Here is a 19,231-nt window from a genome sequence, read left to right as displayed (position 1 = left end):
ATGGCAGGCCGAATCCAGAATACCATCCGCAAATTCCTTGACAGCGGCTCGGCGGGGGGAATTCTGCTCATCATGGCGGCGATCCTGGCGCTGATCATCGCCAATTCGCCGCTGTCCGAAACGTATTTCCACGCCCTCCACGCCTATATCGGCCCGCTGTCGCTGGCACACTGGATCAACGACGCGCTGATGGCGCTGTTCTTCCTGATGGTGGGGCTGGAGATCAAGCGCGAGATGGTGGACGGCCACCTGTCGTCCTGGCCCCGGCGGATCCTGCCCGGGGTTGCGGCGGCGGCGGGCATGGCGGTGCCGGCGCTGTTCTACCTGTTCTTCACATGGGGCACCGGGGCCACGCATGGCTGGGCGATTCCCTCGGCCACCGATATCGCCTTCGCGCTTGGGGTGATCTCGCTTCTGGGATCGCGGGTGCCGACGTCGCTCAAGGTGTTTCTGGCGGCGCTTGCGATCATCGACGACCTGGGCGCGGTGGTGGTGATCGGGCTGTTCTACACGACGGGCCTGTCGCCGGCCGATCTGGGCATCGCGGCGCTGATCTTCGCGGCGCTGCTTGGTCTGAACCGGGCCGGCGTGCTGCGCCTGTGGCCCTATCTGGTGCTGGGCGTGATGTTGTGGTTCTTCGTCTGGCGGTCCGGCATCCATGCGACCATCGCGGGCGTCCTGCTGGCCCTGACCATTCCGCTGAAGCGCACCCCCGCCACGCCCGAGGCGCCCCCCGCCGAAAGCCCGCTCCACCGGCTGGAGCATGCGCTGATGACGCCGGTGTCCTTCGTGATCATCCCGATCTTCGGCTTTGCCAATGCCGGCGTCAGCTTCGCGGGCCTGGGCGCCGACGCGCTGGTTGCCCCGGTCACGCTGGGCGTTGCGACGGGCCTGGCCTTGGGCAAGCTGGTCGGCATCTTCGGATCGGTCATCATCCTGGTCCGGCTGGACTGGGCGGACCTGCCCGTCGGGGCCAGCTGGATGCAGATGTTCGGCACCGCGCTTTTGTGCGGGATCGGCTTCACCATGAGCTTGTTCATCTCGCTTCTGGCCTTCGCCGATCCGCTGCTGCAGGACGAGGCCAAGATCGGCATCCTGATCGGGTCGCTGATTTCCGGTGTCGCGGGCTATACGGTCCTGCGCCTTGCCAAACGCGAGGCGCCGCGCCGGATGCAGTCCGTCCGCTGATCAGACCGGCCAGACCGTCAGGATCAGCGGCACCCCGGTCAGCACGACCAGGATCGACAGGGGCAGGCCCAGCCGGGGATAGTCGCTGAAGCGATAGCCCCCCGGCCCCATGACCAGCGTGTTGCATTGGTGCCCGATGGGCGTCAGGAAATCGCAGCCCGCGCCCACGGCCACGGCCATCAGGAAGGCCTCGGGCGCATGGCCCAGGGTGCCCGCAAAGGTCACGGCGATCGGGGCCATGACCAGCACGGTGGCCGCGTTGTTCAGGAAGGGCGTCACCGCCATGGCCGCGACCATGATCAGCGCGACCGCGCCCCAGACGGGCAGGCCGGTGGCGACATTCGACAGCCAGGCCCCGATCAGGTCGGTGCCGCCGGTCGTCTGCAGGGCCTCGCTGACAGGGATCAGGGCGCCCAGCATGATCAGCAGCGGCCACTCGACCGCCTCGTAGGCCCGTTCGGGACTGATCGCGCCGGTCACGATCATCAGCACCGCCGCGCCGAAAAAGGCGATGGCCACGGGCAGGATGCCCATCGCGGTCAGGGCCATGGCCGTGCCCAGGATCAGGATCGGCAACAGTTCCTTCCTGACGCTGCCGATCTGCAGGCTGCGTTCGGCCAGGGGCAGCAGGCCAAGCGTGCGGATGCGTTCGGGCAAAAGCTCGACCGGGCCTTGCAGCAGCAGAACGTCCCCCGCCTGCAGGCGCATCTTGGACAGCCGTTCCGTCATCCGGTGCCCCGACCGCGACACGGCCAGAAGGCTGATGCCCTGTTCGTCGAACAGCCGGATGCTGCCCACGCTCTTGCCGATCAGGGACGAGTTGACGGTGGTCACGGCCTCGATCACGCCGATCCGGCTGGGCGGCAGTTCCAGCTTCGAGGCCGTGTCGTGCCCCGCCAGTTCCAGCCCGCCCTTGGCGACCGTCCGTTCCAGCCGGTCGGGCTCGCCCCGCAGCAGCAGGATGTCGCCCGCCTCGATCACCGTGTCGAACAGCACGACCTTGCGCCGTTCGCCGTTCCGGATCAGGCCCGTCACGGTGATCTCGCCATCGACCATGCCGATCAACGCGCCAACCGTCACCCCCACGGTCACCGAGCCCTCGGGCACCGTCGCTTCGGTGTTGTAGTCGCTGATCGTCACCGCCTCGCCCAGCGATGCGGTGGCCCGACGGTCCGACGGCAGCAGGCGCCAGGCGAACATCAGAAACGTGACCCCCACCGCGGACAGTCCCAGGCCCACGGGGGCAAAGTCGAACATGCGGAAGGGCTGGCCGGTCATTTCCTCGCGCACGCCCGACACGATGATGTTGGGCGAGGTGCCGACAAGCGTGATCAGCCCGCCCAGAAGCGAGCCGAAGGACATTGGCATCAGGTAAAGCGAGGGCGACTGCCCGGACTTGCGCGCCATCTTCAGCGCCGCGGGCATCATCATCGCCAAGGCGCCGATGTTCTTGACCAGCGACGACAGCAGCGTGACCGACCCCACCAGCACCAGAAGCTGCATCCCCATGGTGGACAGGCGGCGGACCAGCCAGCGCAGCACCGCCTCGATCAGGCCGGACCGGGACACGGCGGCGCTGACCACCAGGGCGCTGCCGACGATGATGACGATGTCGTCGGAAAAGCCGGTAAAGGCATTGTCGGGCGAGACCGTTCCCGCCAGCAGGGAGGCCAGCAGCGCCAGCATCGCCACCACGTCGTATCGAAGCCTGCCCCAGATGAACAACACCATCATCACGCCGACGATGGCGAAGGCAAGCATCTGCTGTGTCGTCATGGAAAGTCCTTCACTGCGCCCCTTGCAGGAAGGAGTCATCTGCAAAACCGATCCCGCAAAGAATTGGTTGCGCGGCAAGGGCCGGTCGGCAGCAAGATTTTTCCCGCCGCCCAAGCTGCCCGGGCCGGATGCCCGGAAAGGACGCCGCCCGTTCCGGGGCGGCGTTCCGTCGTCAGGCCACCAGCGGCTTCTGGTTCCGGTGGTGCCGCATGGCCAGCCTGCGGCCCATGCGTCCCGAAGCCAGCGGACGGGCGGCCGGCCGTTCCGCCCCTTGGCGCAATTCGGGAAAGATCGTGAAGATTTCCTCGCGCGCGGCAGGGCCGACGGAGCTCAGCGCCTGCGCGCCGGTATGCAGCGACTCGGTCTCGGCTCCGTTCGAGATGACGATCTGGTGGCCGTCGAACAGGAAATGGACATAGGTGACCGCGGCCATGTCATCGGCGTTCTCGATCCCCTCGATGGTCAACAGCTGCTTGGCCGCGACCAGGACCTCGGGCGCGCCGAACATCTTCTGCGCGATCCCGGACCGCACAAGGATGCGGTGCTGGGGCGAGACCACCAGATCGGCCCGGGGGGTGTCCGCGCCAAGCGCGCCCTTGCGGATGCGGATCGGCCGCAGATGGGGCATGGCGGCAAGATCTTCCGCGTTCAGCCTGCGGCGTCCGATCCAGCGGATCGGCTGAAGCCCGGCATCGCGGGTCCGCACCATGGTGCCCGCCGACAGGTCGCCCGCGGCAACCGGCCCGTCCCGCGTTTCGATCAGGACATCATCGGCAAAGCAGACCACGTTGACGGTTTCCAACGTCAGCGCGCTGCCTTCGACAGCCGTGCCGCCATTCTGGATCCGCAGCGAGAAGCTGCTGCCAAAGCCATTGGCGGTGCTGATGTCGTTCAGCGTGCCGTCGGCCTGGTCCGCCCGCAACCAGCGAAGCGGCGTGGCATAAGGCTGCTGGCCGGCTGCGGCCCGCGCCGCGTTGACGATCGCCAGGTTGGCCGCGTTGTAATAGCCCGACAGATCGACGCTGTCGTTGCCGCCGCCGGGATTGCCACCCGTTGTCCCGAAGTCCGAGATCAGATCCCCGTTCCCGGCAATGAAGCGGTCGAACCCCTCGCCGCCCGTCAGGGTGTCGGCCGTGTTGTCATCGACAAAGGCCCCGCCCGACAGCGATCCGCCGCCCAGCACGTCGTTTCCGGCCCCGCCATTGACCGTGTCGCCTCCGGTCCCGCCAGCCAGGCTGTCCGATCCGAAGCCGCCGAAGACGGCATCGGCCTCGGCGCCGGCGTCGATGGTGTCCGCCCCGCCCGCGGTGTCAGCGCCAAGGCTGTCATCGCCGTAAAGCGTGTCGCTGCCGGCGCCTCCGGACAGCGAATCCGCGCCCAGGCCGCCGGTGACCGTGTCATTGCCCGCGCCGGCCACCACGAAGTCATCGCCCGCGCCCGCGTCGATGGTGTCGGCGCCGCCCGTGATGTCGGTGCCCAGGGTGTCGTCGCCGAAGATCCGGTCATTGCCCTCGCCGCCGCCGAGGCTGTCGCCCCCCGCGCCGCCGATCAGGCTGTCGGCGCCGTATCCGCCGATCAGGACATCGGTTCCGGCACCGCCGTCCAGGGTATCGGCCCCGCCCGCGGTATTGGTCCCCAGGCTGTCGTCGCCGTAAAGCGAATCGTTGCCGGCGCCCCCCGTGGCGGAATCGGCACCCAGGCCGCCGATCACGCTGTCATTGCCGACCCCGGCAACCACCACGTCATCGCCCGCGCCCGCGTCGATGGTGTCGGCGCCGCCCGTGGTGTCGGTGCCCAGGGTATCGTCGCCGAAGATCCGGTCATTGCCATCGCCGCCGCCGAGGCTGTCGCCATCCGCGCCGCCGACCAGGCTGTCGGCCTCGGAGCCGCCCAGAAGGGCGTCGCTCCCGGCGCCGCCAAGCAGCGTGTCCAGGCCCGCCCCTCCGTCCAGGAAGTCATTGCCGGTGCCACCGTCCAGCAGGTCGTTGTCCGCATCCCCCAGGATGCTGTCGGCCCCGCCTCCGCCATAGACCGTGTCGTTCCCGGCGCCGCCCTCAAGGGAATCGTTCGCGCCATCATCCCCCGTTGTCTGGCCATAGCCGTAAAGGAGGTCGTCCCCGTCGCCGCCGCGCACGCTGTCGGCGCCGTTGCCGGCATAGACGGTATCGTTCCCCAGTCCCGCGCGGATGAAATCCTGATTGCCGGTGGTCCCGGGCAGCATCGCGTCATTGGCGTCGATCCGGTCACCCGAGCCATCGGTATAGCTGTCGGCGATCAGGTCGTTTCCGTCCGTGCCATCGACATAGCCGTCCTCGAAGGGAAGGGCGACGCGAGAGGTGGATATGGCGTTGAAGGTCGTGTTGTATGTGCCGGTCGGGGGGATCGTGATGCTGGAGATCGGATACTCGACCAGCTGCGCCTCGCCCGGTTGCTGGTTCGCCGAAGCAGGCGGCAGCAGGAACGTGTCGCCATTGGCCGCCTGGAAAACCCGAAGCGTGACGTTGGTCAGCGTGCGCGTGCCGCCGCCGTCCAATGTCTGCACGACAGTGGCATTGGTCACGAAGAAGATCGAGTCCGCCGCCTGTGTGTAATTGGTGGTGCCGATCCGATAGGTGACATTGTCCGTCGTATTGGCGGCCGCATAGTTCGTGGAAACCGAACCGTCATTGTTGAAGTCGTTGAGAGTGACCCGCGTACTTTGTGCAAAGATCGGATTTCCCGACGACCCGAAGGTCTTGCCGTTCAGGACGGCGGTGTTTTCGGGCGCAGTATTCGTTTCGGTGGGATCTGCATCCGGCAACCTGCCGAGATAAAGCATGCTGTAGGTGACGCTGGCCATGTTCTACCCCCGGTCCCATGAGTGAACAAGGCTTCCGGGCTCCTTGCGGCGGAACAGGACCAATGGGCAACTTGTGCGGTTTTCAGAAACAATCCATTGAAATTCAATAGGCATCAAACGATCCTTTAATAAGGGGTCGGGGCACGGATGCTGATTGGAGGCAGATTGCAGATAGCATGAAACCTGCCAGAATTAACCTTTGGGACACGCTGGAGATGAAGTAAGGCAAAAAATCGCCTATAAGTTGCATCTACTCGTGCAATTTGTGCGGCTGCCGGGTCGTTGCCGGTCAGGAACGAAGGACTTCCTTGCGGCTGAAGACCGCATTGATTCCCGGTCTTCTGGATTCTATCTCATCACCACGACGGCCCTGCCGCGCGGCCGCGCAAGCGGCCCGGTTCGGGCGCCCAGGCCCCGGCTTCTCGCCGCGGATCAAGGAGGATGACATGGACGACAAGACACCCAGTGCGGGCGCACTCTGCCCCATCCAGCACAGCGGCAACCGCAACACGCGCGCCAAGGCGCGCTCGAACCGCGAATGGTGGCCGGAACAGCTGAACCTGAAGATCCTGCATCAGAACAACGAACAGTCGAACCCCCTGGGTGGCGACTTCGTTTACGCCAGGGAATTCGGCAGGCTGGATCTGGCCGCCGTCAAGGCCGACCTGCGTGCGCTGATGACCGACAGCCAGGACTGGTGGCCCGCCGACTGGGGACATTACGGCCCGCTGTTCGTGCGCATGGCCTGGCACAGCGCCGGCACCTATCGCACCGCCGACGGACGCGGCGGCGCGCGGGCGGGGGCGCAGCGTTTCGCGCCGCTGAACAGCTGGCCCGACAACGTGAACCTGGATAAGGCCCGCCGCCTTCTTTGGCCGATCAAGAAGAAGTACGGCAACGCCTTGTCCTGGGCCGACCTGCTGATCCTGACGGGCAACGTCGCGCTGGAATCGATGGGCTTCAAGCCCTTCGGCTTCGGCGGCGGACGCCCCGATGTCTGGGAACCGGCCGAGGATATCTACTGGGGATCCGAGACCGAGTGGCTGGCGACCTCCGACAAGCCGAACAGCCGCTGGTCGGGCGACCGTGCGCTGGAAAGCCCGCTGGCCGCCGTGCAGATGGGCCTGATCTACGTGAACCCCGAAGGCCCGGACGGCAAGCCCGACCCGATCGCCGCCGCGCGCGACATCCGCGAGACCTTCAAGCGCATGGCCATGAACGACGAGGAAACCGTTGCCCTGATCGCGGGCGGCCACACCTTCGGCAAGACCCACGGCGCGGGCGAGGCAAGCCATGTGGACGTGGATCCCGAAGGATCGGCCATCGAATTGCAGGGCCTCGGCTGGACCAGCAAGTTCGGCAAGGGCCATGGCGCGGACACCATCTCGTCCGGGCTGGAGGTCGTCTGGACCCAGACCCCCACGCAGTGGAGCATGGGCTTCTTCAAGAACCTGTTCGGCTATGAATGGGAACTGACCAAGTCGCCCGCGGGCGCCTGGCAGTGGAAGCCCAAGGACGGCGCGGGCGAGGGCACGGTGCCCGACGCGCATGACCCGTCCAGGAAGATCGCGCCGGCGATGCTGACGACCGACCTGTCGCTGCGCGAGGATCCGATCTATCGCGAGATCTCGCTGCGGTTCCTGAACAATCCCGACCAGTTCGCGGATGCCTTTGCCCGGGCCTGGTTCAAGCTGACGCATCGCGACATGGGCCCGAAGGTGCTGTATCTCGGCCCCGAGGTTCCGTCCGAGGACCTGATCTGGCAGGATCCGGTCCCCGCGCCGGATCACCCGCTGATCGACGCGGCCGACGTGGCGGATCTCAAGGCGCGGGTGCTGGCATCCGGCCTGACCGGGCCGGAGCTGATCGCGACCGCCTGGGCCTCGGCCTCGACCTTCCGGGGCTCGGACTATCGCGGCGGCGCCAATGGCGCGCGGATCCGCCTGGCGCCGCAGAAGGACTGGGAGGCGAACCAGCCCGAGCAACTGGCCCGCGTCTTGTCGGTGCTGGAAGGCATCAAGGCCGAATTCGACGCCAAGGGCGCGAAGAAGGTCTCGCTTGCCGACCTGATCGTGCTGGGCGGCGACGCGGCGGTCGAGGCGGCGGCCAGGGCTGCGGGTCACGACCTGACGCTGGACTTCATCCCCGGCCGGGGCGATGCCACCCAAGAGCAGACCGACGTGGAAAGCTTCGACTGGATGGAGCCGATGGCCGATGGTTTCCGCAACTATCAGCGCCAGAAGTTCAATGTCCCGGCCGAGGAGCTGCTGGTCGACCGCGCCCAGCTTCTGACCCTGACCGCGCCCGAGATGACGGTTCTGGTCGGCGGCTTGCGCGCGCTGGACGCCAACTGGGACCATACCGATCATGGCGTGCTGACTGACCGTCCGGGGCAGTTGACGAACGATTTCTTCGTCAACCTGCTGTCGATGGACACGGTCTGGAAGGCTCAGGACGACGACCAGATGGTCTTTGACGGCACCGACCGCCGCACCGGAGAACATCGCTGGACGGCAACGCGGGTGGATCTGATCTTCGGGTCGAACTCGCAACTGCGCGCCATCGCCGAGGTCTACGCCCAGGACGACTGCCAGCAGAAGTTCGTGCGCGACTTCGGCCACGCCTGGTCCAAGGTGATGAACGCCGACCGGTTCGACGCGCGGCGCGAACTGAACCCGGTCTGACAGAAAAAGCCGGGCTTCACCGGCCCGGCTTCATGGACCCGAGACAGGCGGCGAAGGCGATGGCCTTCGCCGCTGGTCACGTCAGGATCATTCCGCCGCCATCCTGTGCCGCCCGATGGGCAGCATCATCGGCCGCCCCGAGGTCGGATCCGGGATGATCCGGCTGTCCAGGCCGAAGACGGCGCGGACGTTGTCCTCGGTCAGCACCGCTTCAGGGGACCCTTGCGCGTGCAGCTTGCCGCCGGCCATCGCCACCAGATGATCAGCGTATCGCGCGGCTAGGTTCAGGTCATGCAGAACCATCACGACCGTCGTGCCCCGCCGGTGGTTCAGGTCCGTCAGCAGATCCAGAACCTCGACCTGGTGGCTGATGTCCAGGAAGGTCGTGGGTTCGTCCAGCAGCAGCAGGTCGGTCTGCTGGGCCAGCGCCATGGCGATCCAGACCCGCTGGCGCTGCCCGCCCGAAAGCTCGTCCACCGCGCGTTCGGCCAGGTCGGTCGTGCGGGTGGCCTCCAGCGCGGCGGCCACGGCTTCGTCATCGCGCGGCGACCAGCGGGACAGGATGCCGTGATGGGGATGGCGGCCCCGGCTGACCAGGTCGGCCACAGTGATGCCCTCCGGCGCGACGGGCGATTGCGGCAGAAGGCCCATGATCCGCGCGACCTGGCGCGGGGCCATGCGGTGGACCGCCTTTCCGTCCAGCAAGACCTGACCCGAACGCGGGGGCAGCAGCCGCGACATGGCTCGCAGCAGGGTCGATTTCCCGCAGGCATTGGCGCCGACGATGGCGGTGATCCGGCCCGGCAGCACCTCCAGGTCCAGACTCCGCAGGATCGTCCGGTCGCCATAGCCCGCGACAAGGCTGCGGACGGAAAGGGAATGGTTGCTCACAACGATCCTCCGGCGCGGTTCACGCGCACGATCAGCCAGATCAGGTATGGCGCGCCAAGCGCCCCGGTGACGACGCCCACCGGAAAGCGCGCGGGCAGTAGGAACTGGCCCACGTAATCGCCCCCCAGGACCAGCAGCGCGCCGACAAGGCCCGCCGGGACCAGCACTGATCCGTTCGGTCCCAGGATGCGCGCGGCGATCGGGCCGGACAGGAAGGCCACAAAGGCAACCGGCCCGGTGATGGCGGTGGCGACCGCGATCAGTCCCACGGCGGCGACGATCACCAGCACGCGCGTCAGGGCGACATTCGTGCCAAGCGCCGCGGCGGTGTCCTCGCCCAGGCGAAGCGCCTCGAGGTCGCGCGCGCGGCTGACCAGCAGACCGCCGAAGACCGCCAGTGCAACCAGCAGCGGCAGGGCCTGGGACAGTTGCACGCCGTTCACGCTGCCTGTCAGCCAGCGCATCGCCTGGTCCAGATCCCAGGACGGCGCGCGCGACAGGGTATAGGCGATGAAGCTGTCCAGCATGGCCGAAACGCCGATGCCCACCAGGATCAGCCGCGTCCCCGCGATCCCGCCCTGGAAGGACAGGCCATAGATCGCCATGGCAACGCCAAGCCCGGCCATGACGGCAAAGACCGACACCATCGGCCCGTCGATCCCCAGGACCACGATGGCAAAGACCGCGGCCGCGCTGGCGCCCCGGCTGATGCCGATGATGTCGGGGCTGGCCAGCGGGTTGCGCAGCATGATCTGGAAGGCCGCGCCGCCCAGGCCAAAGGACAGCCCCGCAAGCACCGCCAGGACCGCGCGCGGCAGGCGCAACTGGCCCACGGTAAAGGATGCGCCCGGCACCTCCTGTCCCGCCAGCACCCGCAGCACGGTCTGGGGCGCCACGAAGGACTGGCCCAGCATCAGGGTCAGCGCGAATCCGGCCAGCAGCATCGCCAGTGCCGCCGCGATGACCGTTCTGCGGCGGCTGGCGCGGCGCAGGCGGCCGGCCGTGATCAGGTCGAGGGCGGTCATAGCGCGCGCACCCGGGTGCGGCGGACGATCCAGATGAAGAAGGGCGCGCCGATAAAGGCGGTGACGATGCCCACGTCAAGCTCGGATGGGCGGGCGAGAATGCGGCCCGCGATGTCGGACCCGATCAGCAGGCAGGCGCCAGCCAGGGCCGAGAAGGGCAGCAGCCAGCGGTGATCGACACCCACCAGCAGGCGGCACAGATGCGGCACGATCAGGCCCACGAAGCCGATCGGGCCGCAGATCGCCGTGGTCGCCCCGCAGAGCAGGATTGCCCCAAGCGAGGCCAGGCCGCGCGCGACCGCCACCCGTTCGCCCAGGCCCGCCGCCGTCTCGTCCCCCAGGGCCAGAGAGTTCAGCCTGCGCGCAGAGGCCAGGCTGATCACGAATCCCACCGCAAGAAAGGGCAGGACATGGACCATCCGCGCGAAGGTCGCCCCGCCGACGCCGCCGATCTGCCAGGCATGAAGCCCGCCCGCGATGTCGCCCCGCGACAGCATCACCCCCAGCACCAGCGAGGCAAAGGCGACCGAGGTCGCCATTCCCGCCAGCGCCAGCTTCAGGGGGGTGGGTCCCCCGCGGCCCAGCGAGCCGATGGTGTAGACGAAGACCGCCGTGCCTCCGGCGCCCCCGATCGCCACCCAGACATAGGCCTGGGCCGAGGCGATCCCGAAAAAGGCCACCGCCACCGCGATCGCCAGCGAGGCTCCCAGGTTCACCCCCAGGATCCCCGGATCGGCCAGCGGGTTGCGCGTCACGCCCTGCATGATGGTGCCCGCCATCCCAAGCGCCGCGCCCGCAAGCGCCGCCAGCACTGTGCGCGGGATCCGGGCGGCAACCGCGGCCTGGGCGATCGTGTCCACCTCGCCCCGCAAGGCGGCCGCGATGTCGCCCAGGGCCACGTCCCGCGTGCCGATGGCGACCGACAGGGCGCAAAGCACCGCCAGCAGCGCCAGCACGGCCAGCAGCCACAACCCGCGGAAGCGGTCCGGGCGCAGGGCAAAGCCGGGGCTGGGGGCGGCATTCGTCATTCGGATTTCCGCGCGGCCCCGGCCAGCAGGGCGGCGTAGTCCTCCAGCACCCAGGGCAGTCCCAGGGGGGTCGGATTGGCGGCATTGCCCAGGGGATCGTTGCCCAGGGTGACGATGGCATCATGGGCCACCGCCGGCATGTGGCGCATCAGCGGATCCGCCCGCATCGCCGCCAGCAGGGGCGCGCCGCCATAGGTCACGACGATGTCCACGTCGTCGAAGGCGTCGATCCGTTCGGCGCTGATCGATCCCGAATACTGCCCCGGCCGGGTCGCCTCGATGACGCTCCGGGGCATGGCAAGGCCCAGATCCGCGAAGAACTTCACCCGCGTGTCATGGGCGCTGTAGAAGTTCACGACCGAAAGGTTCGTGCTGTCCAGATGCGTCACGAACATCGCCGTCTTGCCCTGCAACTGCGGGTGCCGCGCGGCGGTCTCGGCGATCCGGGCCTCCATCCGGGCGATCAGGGCATCGCCCTCGACCGCCATGCCCATGCCGGCGCTGTTCATGCGGATCATCTGCCGCCATTCGGTCGTCCAGGGGGCATCGGGATAGGCCACGACCGGGGCAATCTGCGACAGCGTGTCGTAGTCCGCCTGCGTGAGCCCCGAATAGGCGGCCAGGATCACGTCCGGCTGGGTCGCGGCCACCGCCTCGAAGTCGATCCCGTCGCCTTCGTCGAAGAGGACCGGGGCATCCGCCCCCAGTTCCTCCAGCCTCTCGGCCACCCAGGGGAGGATGCCGTCGCCGTCGTCATCGCCATAGTTCGCGGCGGCCATGCCGACCGGCACGACGCCAAGCGCCAGCGGAACCTCGTGATTGCCCGAATTGACGGTGGCGACGCGCTGCGGCCTTTCCGCGATGGTGGTCGTGCCGAAGGCATGAGGGATCGCGATGGGATAGTCCTGGGCATGGCCCGCGCCCGCTGCGGCAAGCCAGAACAGCCAGATCGGGAAACTTCGCATCGGGATCTCCATCACGCTCGGGCGGCGGCTTGCCTGTCGCGGCCGCGCCGCGTCAAGCCTGTCACGCAGGGTCAGGACGCGTGACGGGCAGAATTCCGTGGTTTCTGACAAAAAACGTAGGAATCTACAAGACAGCCGTCGCGCGGCCTGATTAGACGCGCGTCAAGATGATCGCCGGCCAGCCGCTCCGTGGGGGCGCGGCCTGTGGTCAACCCTTTTGCAAGCCATCCGGCACGGGTTCGCACGCCGCCGGTCGCCAGCAGCGAAACCCAAAGCCTTGGAAATACGACCCATGTCCATCGACAAGACCGCCGGCAAAGGCAGGCGCCACTATCTGACCGTTCTGCTGCTGGGCTGCACCGCCCTTGCCCCCGCCAGCCTGTTGGCCCAGCAGAGCACCGAGGACGATCTGACCGTTCTGGCGCCGATCACCCTGGAAGGCCAGGGCGACAACGACGCAAACAGTGTCGTAGCCTATTCCACCTCGGCGGGCAGCAAGCTTGCCACGCCGATCCTGGACATCCCGGCCTCGGTCTCGGTCGTGACGGCCAAGGAAATCGAGCAGCGCGGCGCCCGCACGACCGAGGAGGTGCTGCGCTATACCACCGGCGTCGCCACCGACTTCTATGGCGGGGACGACCGCTTCGATTACTACAAGCTGCGCGGCTTCGACGCCTCGGTTTATCGCGACGGACAGCCGATGCAGAAGGCCTTCGGCGGCATCCGCGAGGATGCCTTTGCCTATGAGCGGGTCGAGATCGTCAAGGGCGGCAATTCCACTGTCAACGGCCCGTCCGAGCCGGGCGGCATTGTCAACTTCGTCACCAAGCTGCCCCGGACCGAGCGGTTCGGCGAGGCCTATGTCACCGGGGGTTCCTTCGGCCATGCGGAGGCGGGTGTGGATTTCGGCGACAACCTGACGCCGGATGCGACCCTGTCCTATCGCCTGACCGCGCGGGTGCAGAAGTCGGACAAGGAACTGGACTACAGCCGGGACGACGCGACGCTGGTGATGGGCGGGCTGACCTGGCGGCCGACCGGGCAAACCATCCTCAGCGTGGTGGCCGACTATCTGGACCGCGACGGATCCACGGGATCGGGATGGCCGCTGGGCACCGACTTCTCGCGCGATGTCTTCTTTGGCGAGCCGGACTTCAACTATGTGGACAACACCCGCCGCGCGATCAGCGTCATGCTGGATCATGATTTCGGCAACGGGCTGACGTTCAACGCCAATGCCCGTTACCAGAACGAGGATCGCGGCTTTGGTTATGTCTATATCTGGGACGCCGACGGGCTGAACCCGGCCGACCGTTATTATTTCGCCAATGCCGGGTCCGGCGACCAGCTGGTTGCCGATGCGAACCTGCAGTACGATGCCAGCTTCGGCAGCATCCAAAGCCGGACCCTGGTCGGCCTGCAATACAGCGATGTCGAATCGGATTCGCGGACCTGGTACACAGCCGCCACCCCCATCGACTACACCAACCCGGTCTATACGGGCGGCATCGACCTGGATGTCCTGGACCCCTTTACCGGCACGAAAGCCGATGACAGGGTCGCCTCGGTCTATCTGCAAGAGGAGCTGACCTTCTCGGACCGCTTCATCGCGACCTTCGGGCTGCGCCACGACCGGATGGATCTGGCCCGCACCGATCTGGCCGGGATCCGCACAAGCGCCGACTTCAGCAAGACCACGCACAGCCTTGGGCTGACCTGGAAGATCACGCCCGATCTGTCGGCCTATGCCAGCTATGCCGAGTCGGTCCTGCCCGCCGCCCTGACCGTCGAGCCGGAAGAAGGCGAGCAGGTCGAGATGGGCGTGAAATACCGTCCCGCCGGGATGAACGCGCTGTTGACCGCGGCCGTCTATGACCTGCGCAAGACCAACATCACCCGCACGGATGCCGGCAGCAACCCGCCCATCCAGCGCACCATCGGCGAAATCCGTGCGCGCGGCCTTGAACTGGAAGCCCGGGCCGAACTGCCGGGCGACCTGGACGTGATCGCGGCCTATTCCTATACCGACACCGAGATCACCGATCCTCTGTCGCCCTATCAGGGCAACAGCCTGGGCAACGTGCCCCGGCACCTGGCCTCGGTCTGGCTGGACTATACGCTGGCAGGCAATGACCGCTGGAACGACATGACCTTCGGGATCGGCGCGCGCTACAAGGGCACGGCTTACGGCGGCGACGACAACACCACCAAGAGCGAGGCCGCCGTGCTGATCGACGCCGCCTACAGCTATGACATCGCCGAAGACACCCGGCTTGCGATCAACGTGACGAACCTGCTGGATGAAAAGCACCGCGAGGCCGCGTCGGGAGCGATCACCTACAATCCCGGCCGAGAGGTGGGGGTCACCCTGCGCCGGACCTGGTAAGGTGGCCCGCCCGTTGCATGCGCCGCCAGGCGGCGGGCGTCTCGCCCGCGACCTGGCGGAAGGCGCGGGTCAGGTGCGCCTGGTCCGAAAAGCCCAGGCGTGCCGCGACATCGGCCACCGTCAGGTCGCTTTCGGTCAGCAGCCGCTGCGCCTGCGCGATCCGCTGGCCCATCTGCCATTGCAGCGGCGTCTGGCCGGTCGTCTGCTTGAAGACCGCCGCGAACCAGCTTTCCGAAAGCCCGACCGTTGCCGCCATCTCGGCCACCGTCATGCGGTGGTCCTGCCGGGACTTCAGCCGGGCCACCAGCTTGCGCATCTGCGCGGGCGTCAGCCCGCCGGCGGCGGGTTTCGCGCCGATGGCCGGGATGTCCAGCAGTCCCGCCGCGATGCTGCCGGCCAGGCTTTCGGCAAAGGCCGGGTGTCGCGCGGACTGCGACAGCTCGTCCACCAGCAGCCCGGTCAGCGTGGCGATGGCGGGGGCGTCCCCGATCTCGACCGGGCGGCGCAGAACGGCCAGCGCCTCGGACCCGCCGACGGCGGGCGTCAGGATGTGCAGCAGCCGGTCGCGGTGCAGATGCAGATCCAGATGCGAGAAGCGGTGGCCGTCCGTGAAGCGGGACCACATCGGCACACCCGCGGGCACATACAGCGCGCGCATCATCGGCCGGCCCTGGGCCGGTATTCCGCCATCCCGGTTGGAGATCCGGATATGGCCCGACACGTCGTTCAGGAAGACCACGATCCGCGGGTCGGGCGACAGGTAATAGCCGCGCGCCCCGGCCTGGCCCTCGGCCCGCCAGAAAACGCCCATCATGCCGTCCAGGGACCGCCAGCGGACCGGGTCCGTGGCACGGATGCCTTCGGTCTGGCAGGTCATCCTGTGCAGATAGCTCAATTCCACTCCGCCGCTGGCCGGGGAACCGCGCAAGCCGCCGTTTTCGCGTGTGAAAGCCGGCAGAAAACGCCTGTTTCCGCATTGTTGACTGAATCACTTTACTATATGGAAAGCGCAACATTGGAAAGGGTCGCGCCATGTCGCTTTTGCGCAGCCACCGGAATTCCGGCACCATCCCGCAGGCTTCGGGCGCCGCTGCGGCAGCGCTGAAGGCGCGCGCCGCCGCCTGGGAGGTGCCGCTGGTCGAAACCCCCGAGGCGCTGAGCCTGTTCGTCTGGGGCTGCGAACTGCGGCTGGTGCCCGACAGCGATGCCGTCCGGATCGAACTGTCGGCCCCCGAGGCGCGGTTGATCGGAAGCTTGCAGGACAGCGCCACGGAACTGTTCGCCGAAGCGGGGCTGGAGGTTTCCTGGGACCGCGTCGATGCCGGCGCCCTGGCGCCCGGGCTGTCGCTGATGCGGGTGGTCTCGGCCAAGCAACGATCGCCCGGGTTCATCCGGGTGCGGCTGTCAGGGCCGGACGCGGCGCGGTTCGGCATCGGCAGCCTGCATTTCCGCCTGCTTCTGCCGCCTGCGGGCCGCGCCCCGGTCTGGCCGCGGATCGGCGCCACGGGACGGACGGAATGGCCTGGGGGTGCGGATGCGCTGCACCGGCCCGTCTATACGGTGGCGGACCAGGGGGGCGACTGGCTGGATTTCGACATCTACCGCCATGACGGCAGCCCGACCTGCGATTGGGCCTTGTCGGGGCCGGAAGGGGCCGAGGTCGGCATCATCGGTCCCGGCGGCGGCTGGTGCCCCGAGGCCGGGCGGCTGCACCTGCTGGGTGATGAAACCGCGCTTCCCGCCATCACGCGGATGCTGGAACTGGCCGGGGGCAAAGCGACCGCCCATGTCCGCGCTGCCTGGCCCGACATGGGGCCGCTGGCCGCCGATCCGCGGGTGACGCGCTGCGATGACCTGCTTGCGGCCCTGGCAGGACTGGATCTGGCGCCGGGAGCTTTTGTCTGGTTCGCGGGAGAGGCGGGGCAGGCGCGGCAGGCGCGGCAGCACCTTCTGGCGCGGGGGGTGGATCGCAAGGCGTTCACCGCCGCCGCCTATTGGGGCTGAAGACGGGTGGGCTGAAGGCGGGGACTGGCCCCGCCTGCGCGTTGTTTCAGGCGTCCTTGCGCCGGCGTGCGACCAAGCCCGCAGCGCCGACCGCCGCCGCCAGCAGCGGCAGGGTTGCCGGCAGCGGAACCGGCGCGGGGGCATCCGCCAGATTCAGGCTCATCGTCACGTTGCCGCCGATCGCCCAGATCCCGGCGATGAAATCGACGCCCAGGCCCAGATAGCCCAGATCGACCGAATCGTTCTTCATGGCGCTCCAGGTGATGCCGCCCCCAAGGGTGTCGAGCAGATCGTCCAGCCCCTCATCCACCTCGGCAAAGACATAGGCCGCCTTGCCCAGGTAGTTCGGATTGAACCAAAGCTTGCCCTTGCCGGTGAAATCCAGCGAATAGTCGCCTGCCTGGGCGACTTCATGGGTGATGGTCCCAAATTTACCCCAGGACACGTCCACGCTTGCCACGGTGGCCGCATCGGCGGCATGGCTGATGCCAAAACTCGTCACGGCGGCAAGAACGGCCGCCTTCAAAACTGTCGTCATAAACTTCTCCTTCACAAGGTAACATACAAGAAGCCCGTGGCGGGCTTCGAGAGACCAGCACCGCCGGCACGAAACGAACGGGCGATGCGGCCCAATATGCCATGAATTAACGATTTATTAAGATTTATTTCGAGTTTTCGTTAACTTTTCCCGTCTGGGTGGGGACCGGGTGCCGCAGTCCGGCCTTGGTCTGCCGTCAGGCTGCCAGCCTGGCATAGATGCCGCCCCTGGCCATCAGGTCGGCATGGCTGCCGATTTCCGCGATCCGGCCCGCCTGCATGACGACGATGCGGTCGGCGTTGCGGATCGTGCCAAGCCGATGCGCGATCACCAGCGTCGTGCGGCCCACGGACAAGGCGTCCAGGGCCTGCTGGATTTCGCGTTCGGTCTGGCTGTCCAGCGCGCTTGTCGCCTCGTCCAGGACCAGGATGGGCGGGTTCTTCAGGAAGGCGCGGGCGATGGCCACGCGCTGCTTCTGCCCGCCAGACAGCATCACGCCGCGTTCGCCGACCACCGTGTCCAGCCCGTCGGGCAGGTTGTCGATCATCTGGGTCAGCTGCGCCCGCGCGGCGGCCTGGCGGATTTCGTCATCCGTGGCGCCCAGGCGGCCATAGCCGATGTTCTCGCGCAGCGTGCCGCCGAACAGGAACACGTCCTGGCTGACCAGCCCGATCTGGCGGCGCAGGCTGTTCAGCCGCATGTCGGCCAGGGCCAGCCCATCCACGGTGATCCGGCCCCGCGTGGGTTCGTAGAACCGGGGCAGCAGCGCCAGAAGCGTGGTCTTGCCCGCGCCGGAGGGCCCGACAAAGGCCACGGTCTCGCCTGCCTTCACGGTCAGGTCGACCCCATCCAGGATGGTGCGGCCTTCCTCGTAGGCGAAGCCGACATTCTCGAAGACGATGTCGCCGCGCAGGGCGGGGGCCTCGACGGCGTCCGGGGCGTCGGTGATCTCGGGATCGGTGGCCAGCAGTTCCTGGTAACGGCGGAAGCCCGCGATGCCACGCGGATAGGTCTCGATCACGGCGGCGATCTTTTCCAGGGGGCGGTAGAAGACGCCGACCAGCAGAAGGAAGCCCACGAAGCCGCCGGTGGTCAGCTCGCCCGACAGCACGAAGCCCGCGCCCACCACCATGACGATCACCTGCACCAGCCGCAGGCCCAGGTATTGCAGGGCGTTGGACGCGGCCATGACCTTGTATGCGTCCAGCTTGGCCTGGCGGTAGCGGGCGTTGTCGGCGGCGAAAAGGTGGTTCTCATGCGCCTCGTTGCCAAAGGCCTGGACCACGCGGACGCCACCAAGCGCTTCCTCCAGCCGGACATTGAAATCGCCCACGCGGGAATAGATCGCCCGCCAAGTGCGGGTCATGCGCCCGCCATAGACGATCACGAGGGCCAGCATCGCGGGCACGATCAGCGCCACGATCACCGCAAGCTGCGGGTTGACCCAGAACATCAGGGCAAAGGCGCCCACAAAGGTCATGATCGCGATAAAGGCGTCCTCGGGACCGTGATGGGCGACCTCGCCGATCTCCTCGAGGTCGCGGGTCACGCGGGCGACCAGCTTGCCGGTGCGGGCGCGGTCATACCAGCGCCAGGACAGCCGCGTCAGGTGGTCAAAGGCGCGGGCGCGCATTTCCGTCTCGATATTGATGCCCAGCTTGTGGCCCCAGTAGATCACCACCGTCAGCAGGCCCGCATTGACGGCATAAAGCGCCAGCAGCCCGGCGGCGGCGGCGACGGTCAGGGTCCAGTTTCCCTGCGGCAGCAGGTGGTCGATGAAGGCGGTGATGGCCAGCGGAAAGGCCAGTTCCAGAAGGCCCGACAGCACCGCGCAGCCGAAATCCAGCCAGAACAGTCCCATGAACGGGCGATAATAGGAAAAGAACTGGCGCAGCATCGGGTTTTCC

At 67.4% G+C, this 19,231-nt stretch carries 12 protein-coding genes and 1 pseudogene; 4 read left to right on the top strand and 9 right to left on the bottom strand.

Annotated elements, in window-relative coordinates; translation table 11 throughout:
• Positions 1 to 1,188, top strand: a complete 1,188-nt coding sequence (nhaA, locus tag OU682_RS06975; RefSeq protein WP_268941353.1) for a Na+/H+ antiporter NhaA — start codon at positions 1 to 3, stop codon at positions 1,186 to 1,188.
• Here nhaA and OU682_RS06970 read toward each other — a convergent pair whose 3' ends face one another.
• Together OU682_RS06970 and OU682_RS06965 are read right to left on the bottom strand one after the other, a co-directional pair.
• Positions 1,189 to 2,964, bottom strand: a complete 1,776-nt coding sequence (locus OU682_RS06970; protein ID WP_268941352.1) for an SLC13 family permease — start codon at positions 2,962 to 2,964, stop codon at positions 1,189 to 1,191.
• Between the two features lie 172 nt (positions 2,965 to 3,136).
• Positions 3,137 to 5,803, bottom strand: coding sequence for a Hint domain-containing protein (locus OU682_RS06965; protein WP_268941351.1), 2,667 nt, complete (start codon positions 5,801 to 5,803; stop codon positions 3,137 to 3,139).
• Between the two features lie 446 nt (positions 5,804 to 6,249).
• On the opposite strand from OU682_RS06965, the gene katG reads away from it, so the two are divergent.
• Positions 6,250 to 8,487, top strand: coding sequence for a catalase/peroxidase HPI (gene katG, locus OU682_RS06960; protein WP_268941350.1), 2,238 nt, complete (start codon positions 6,250 to 6,252; stop codon positions 8,485 to 8,487).
• Between the two features lie 87 nt (positions 8,488 to 8,574).
• Here katG and OU682_RS06955 read toward each other — a convergent pair whose 3' ends face one another.
• The 4 genes and pseudogenes from OU682_RS06955 to OU682_RS06940 all read right to left on the bottom strand — a co-directional run bounded on the left by OU682_RS06955 (position 8,575) and on the right by OU682_RS06940 (position 12,396).
• The gene (locus OU682_RS06955; protein ID WP_268941349.1) at positions 8,575 to 9,378 is read right to left on the bottom strand and encodes an ABC transporter ATP-binding protein; all 804 of its coding nucleotides are present in this window, start codon (positions 9,376 to 9,378) and stop codon (positions 8,575 to 8,577) included.
• Complete coding sequence (locus tag OU682_RS06950) at positions 9,375 to 10,403, bottom strand: FecCD family ABC transporter permease (protein WP_268941348.1); 1,029 nt, start codon at positions 10,401 to 10,403, stop codon at positions 9,375 to 9,377. The genes OU682_RS06955 and OU682_RS06950 overlap by 4 nt, the downstream gene beginning before the upstream one ends.
• Positions 10,404 to 10,477: 74 nt before the next feature.
• Positions 10,478 to 11,431, bottom strand: a pseudogene (locus OU682_RS06945) (FecCD family ABC transporter permease); the annotation flags it as partial.
• On the bottom strand, positions 11,428 to 12,396 hold the full coding sequence (locus tag OU682_RS06940; RefSeq protein WP_268941346.1) for an iron-siderophore ABC transporter substrate-binding protein: 969 nt from the start codon (positions 12,394 to 12,396) through the stop codon (positions 11,428 to 11,430). The gene OU682_RS06940 and the pseudogene OU682_RS06945, both read right to left, overlap by 4 nt.
• A 292-nt stretch (positions 12,397 to 12,688) precedes the next feature.
• Between OU682_RS06940 and OU682_RS06935 the strand changes: the two genes are divergently transcribed.
• Positions 12,689 to 14,782 carry a TonB-dependent siderophore receptor gene (locus OU682_RS06935; RefSeq protein WP_268941345.1) on the top strand — a complete coding sequence of 698 codons (2,094 nt, stop codon included), beginning with the start codon at positions 12,689 to 12,691 and terminating at the stop codon, positions 14,780 to 14,782.
• On the opposite strand, the gene OU682_RS06930 is transcribed toward OU682_RS06935, so the two are convergent.
• Entirely contained in the window at positions 14,760 to 15,677 is a 918-nt protein-coding gene (locus OU682_RS06930; RefSeq protein WP_268941344.1) for a helix-turn-helix domain-containing protein, read from the bottom strand. The two genes, OU682_RS06935 and OU682_RS06930, sit on opposite strands and share 23 nt — an antisense overlap.
• 137 nt (positions 15,678 to 15,814) lie before the next feature.
• Here OU682_RS06930 and OU682_RS06925 point away from each other — a divergent pair, with 137 nt between their 5' ends.
• Positions 15,815 to 16,786 (top strand): siderophore-interacting protein, encoded by a 972-nt coding sequence (locus OU682_RS06925; protein WP_268941343.1) that lies wholly within the window; start codon positions 15,815 to 15,817, stop codon positions 16,784 to 16,786.
• 46 nt (positions 16,787 to 16,832) lie between these two features.
• Here the strand turns inward: OU682_RS06925 and OU682_RS06920 are convergent, their stop codons facing one another.
• Positions 16,833 to 17,324 carry a PEP-CTERM sorting domain-containing protein gene (locus tag OU682_RS06920; RefSeq protein ID WP_268941342.1) on the bottom strand — a complete coding sequence of 164 codons (492 nt, stop codon included), beginning with the start codon at positions 17,322 to 17,324 and terminating at the stop codon, positions 16,833 to 16,835.
• 196 nt (positions 17,325 to 17,520) lie between these two features.
• Positions 17,521 to 19,221 carry an ABC transporter ATP-binding protein gene (locus OU682_RS06915; RefSeq protein WP_268941341.1) on the bottom strand — a complete coding sequence of 567 codons (1,701 nt, stop codon included), beginning with the start codon at positions 19,219 to 19,221 and terminating at the stop codon, positions 17,521 to 17,523.
• Positions 19,222 to 19,231 lie beyond the last annotated feature (10 nt).

It is taken from the genome of Paracoccus benzoatiresistens (assembly GCF_026913015.1).
Lineage (GTDB): Bacteria > Pseudomonadota > Alphaproteobacteria > Rhodobacterales > Rhodobacteraceae > Paracoccus > Paracoccus benzoatiresistens.
Note: the sequence above shows the minus strand (reverse complement) of the source record. Positions and strands in the feature narration are given on the sequence as shown.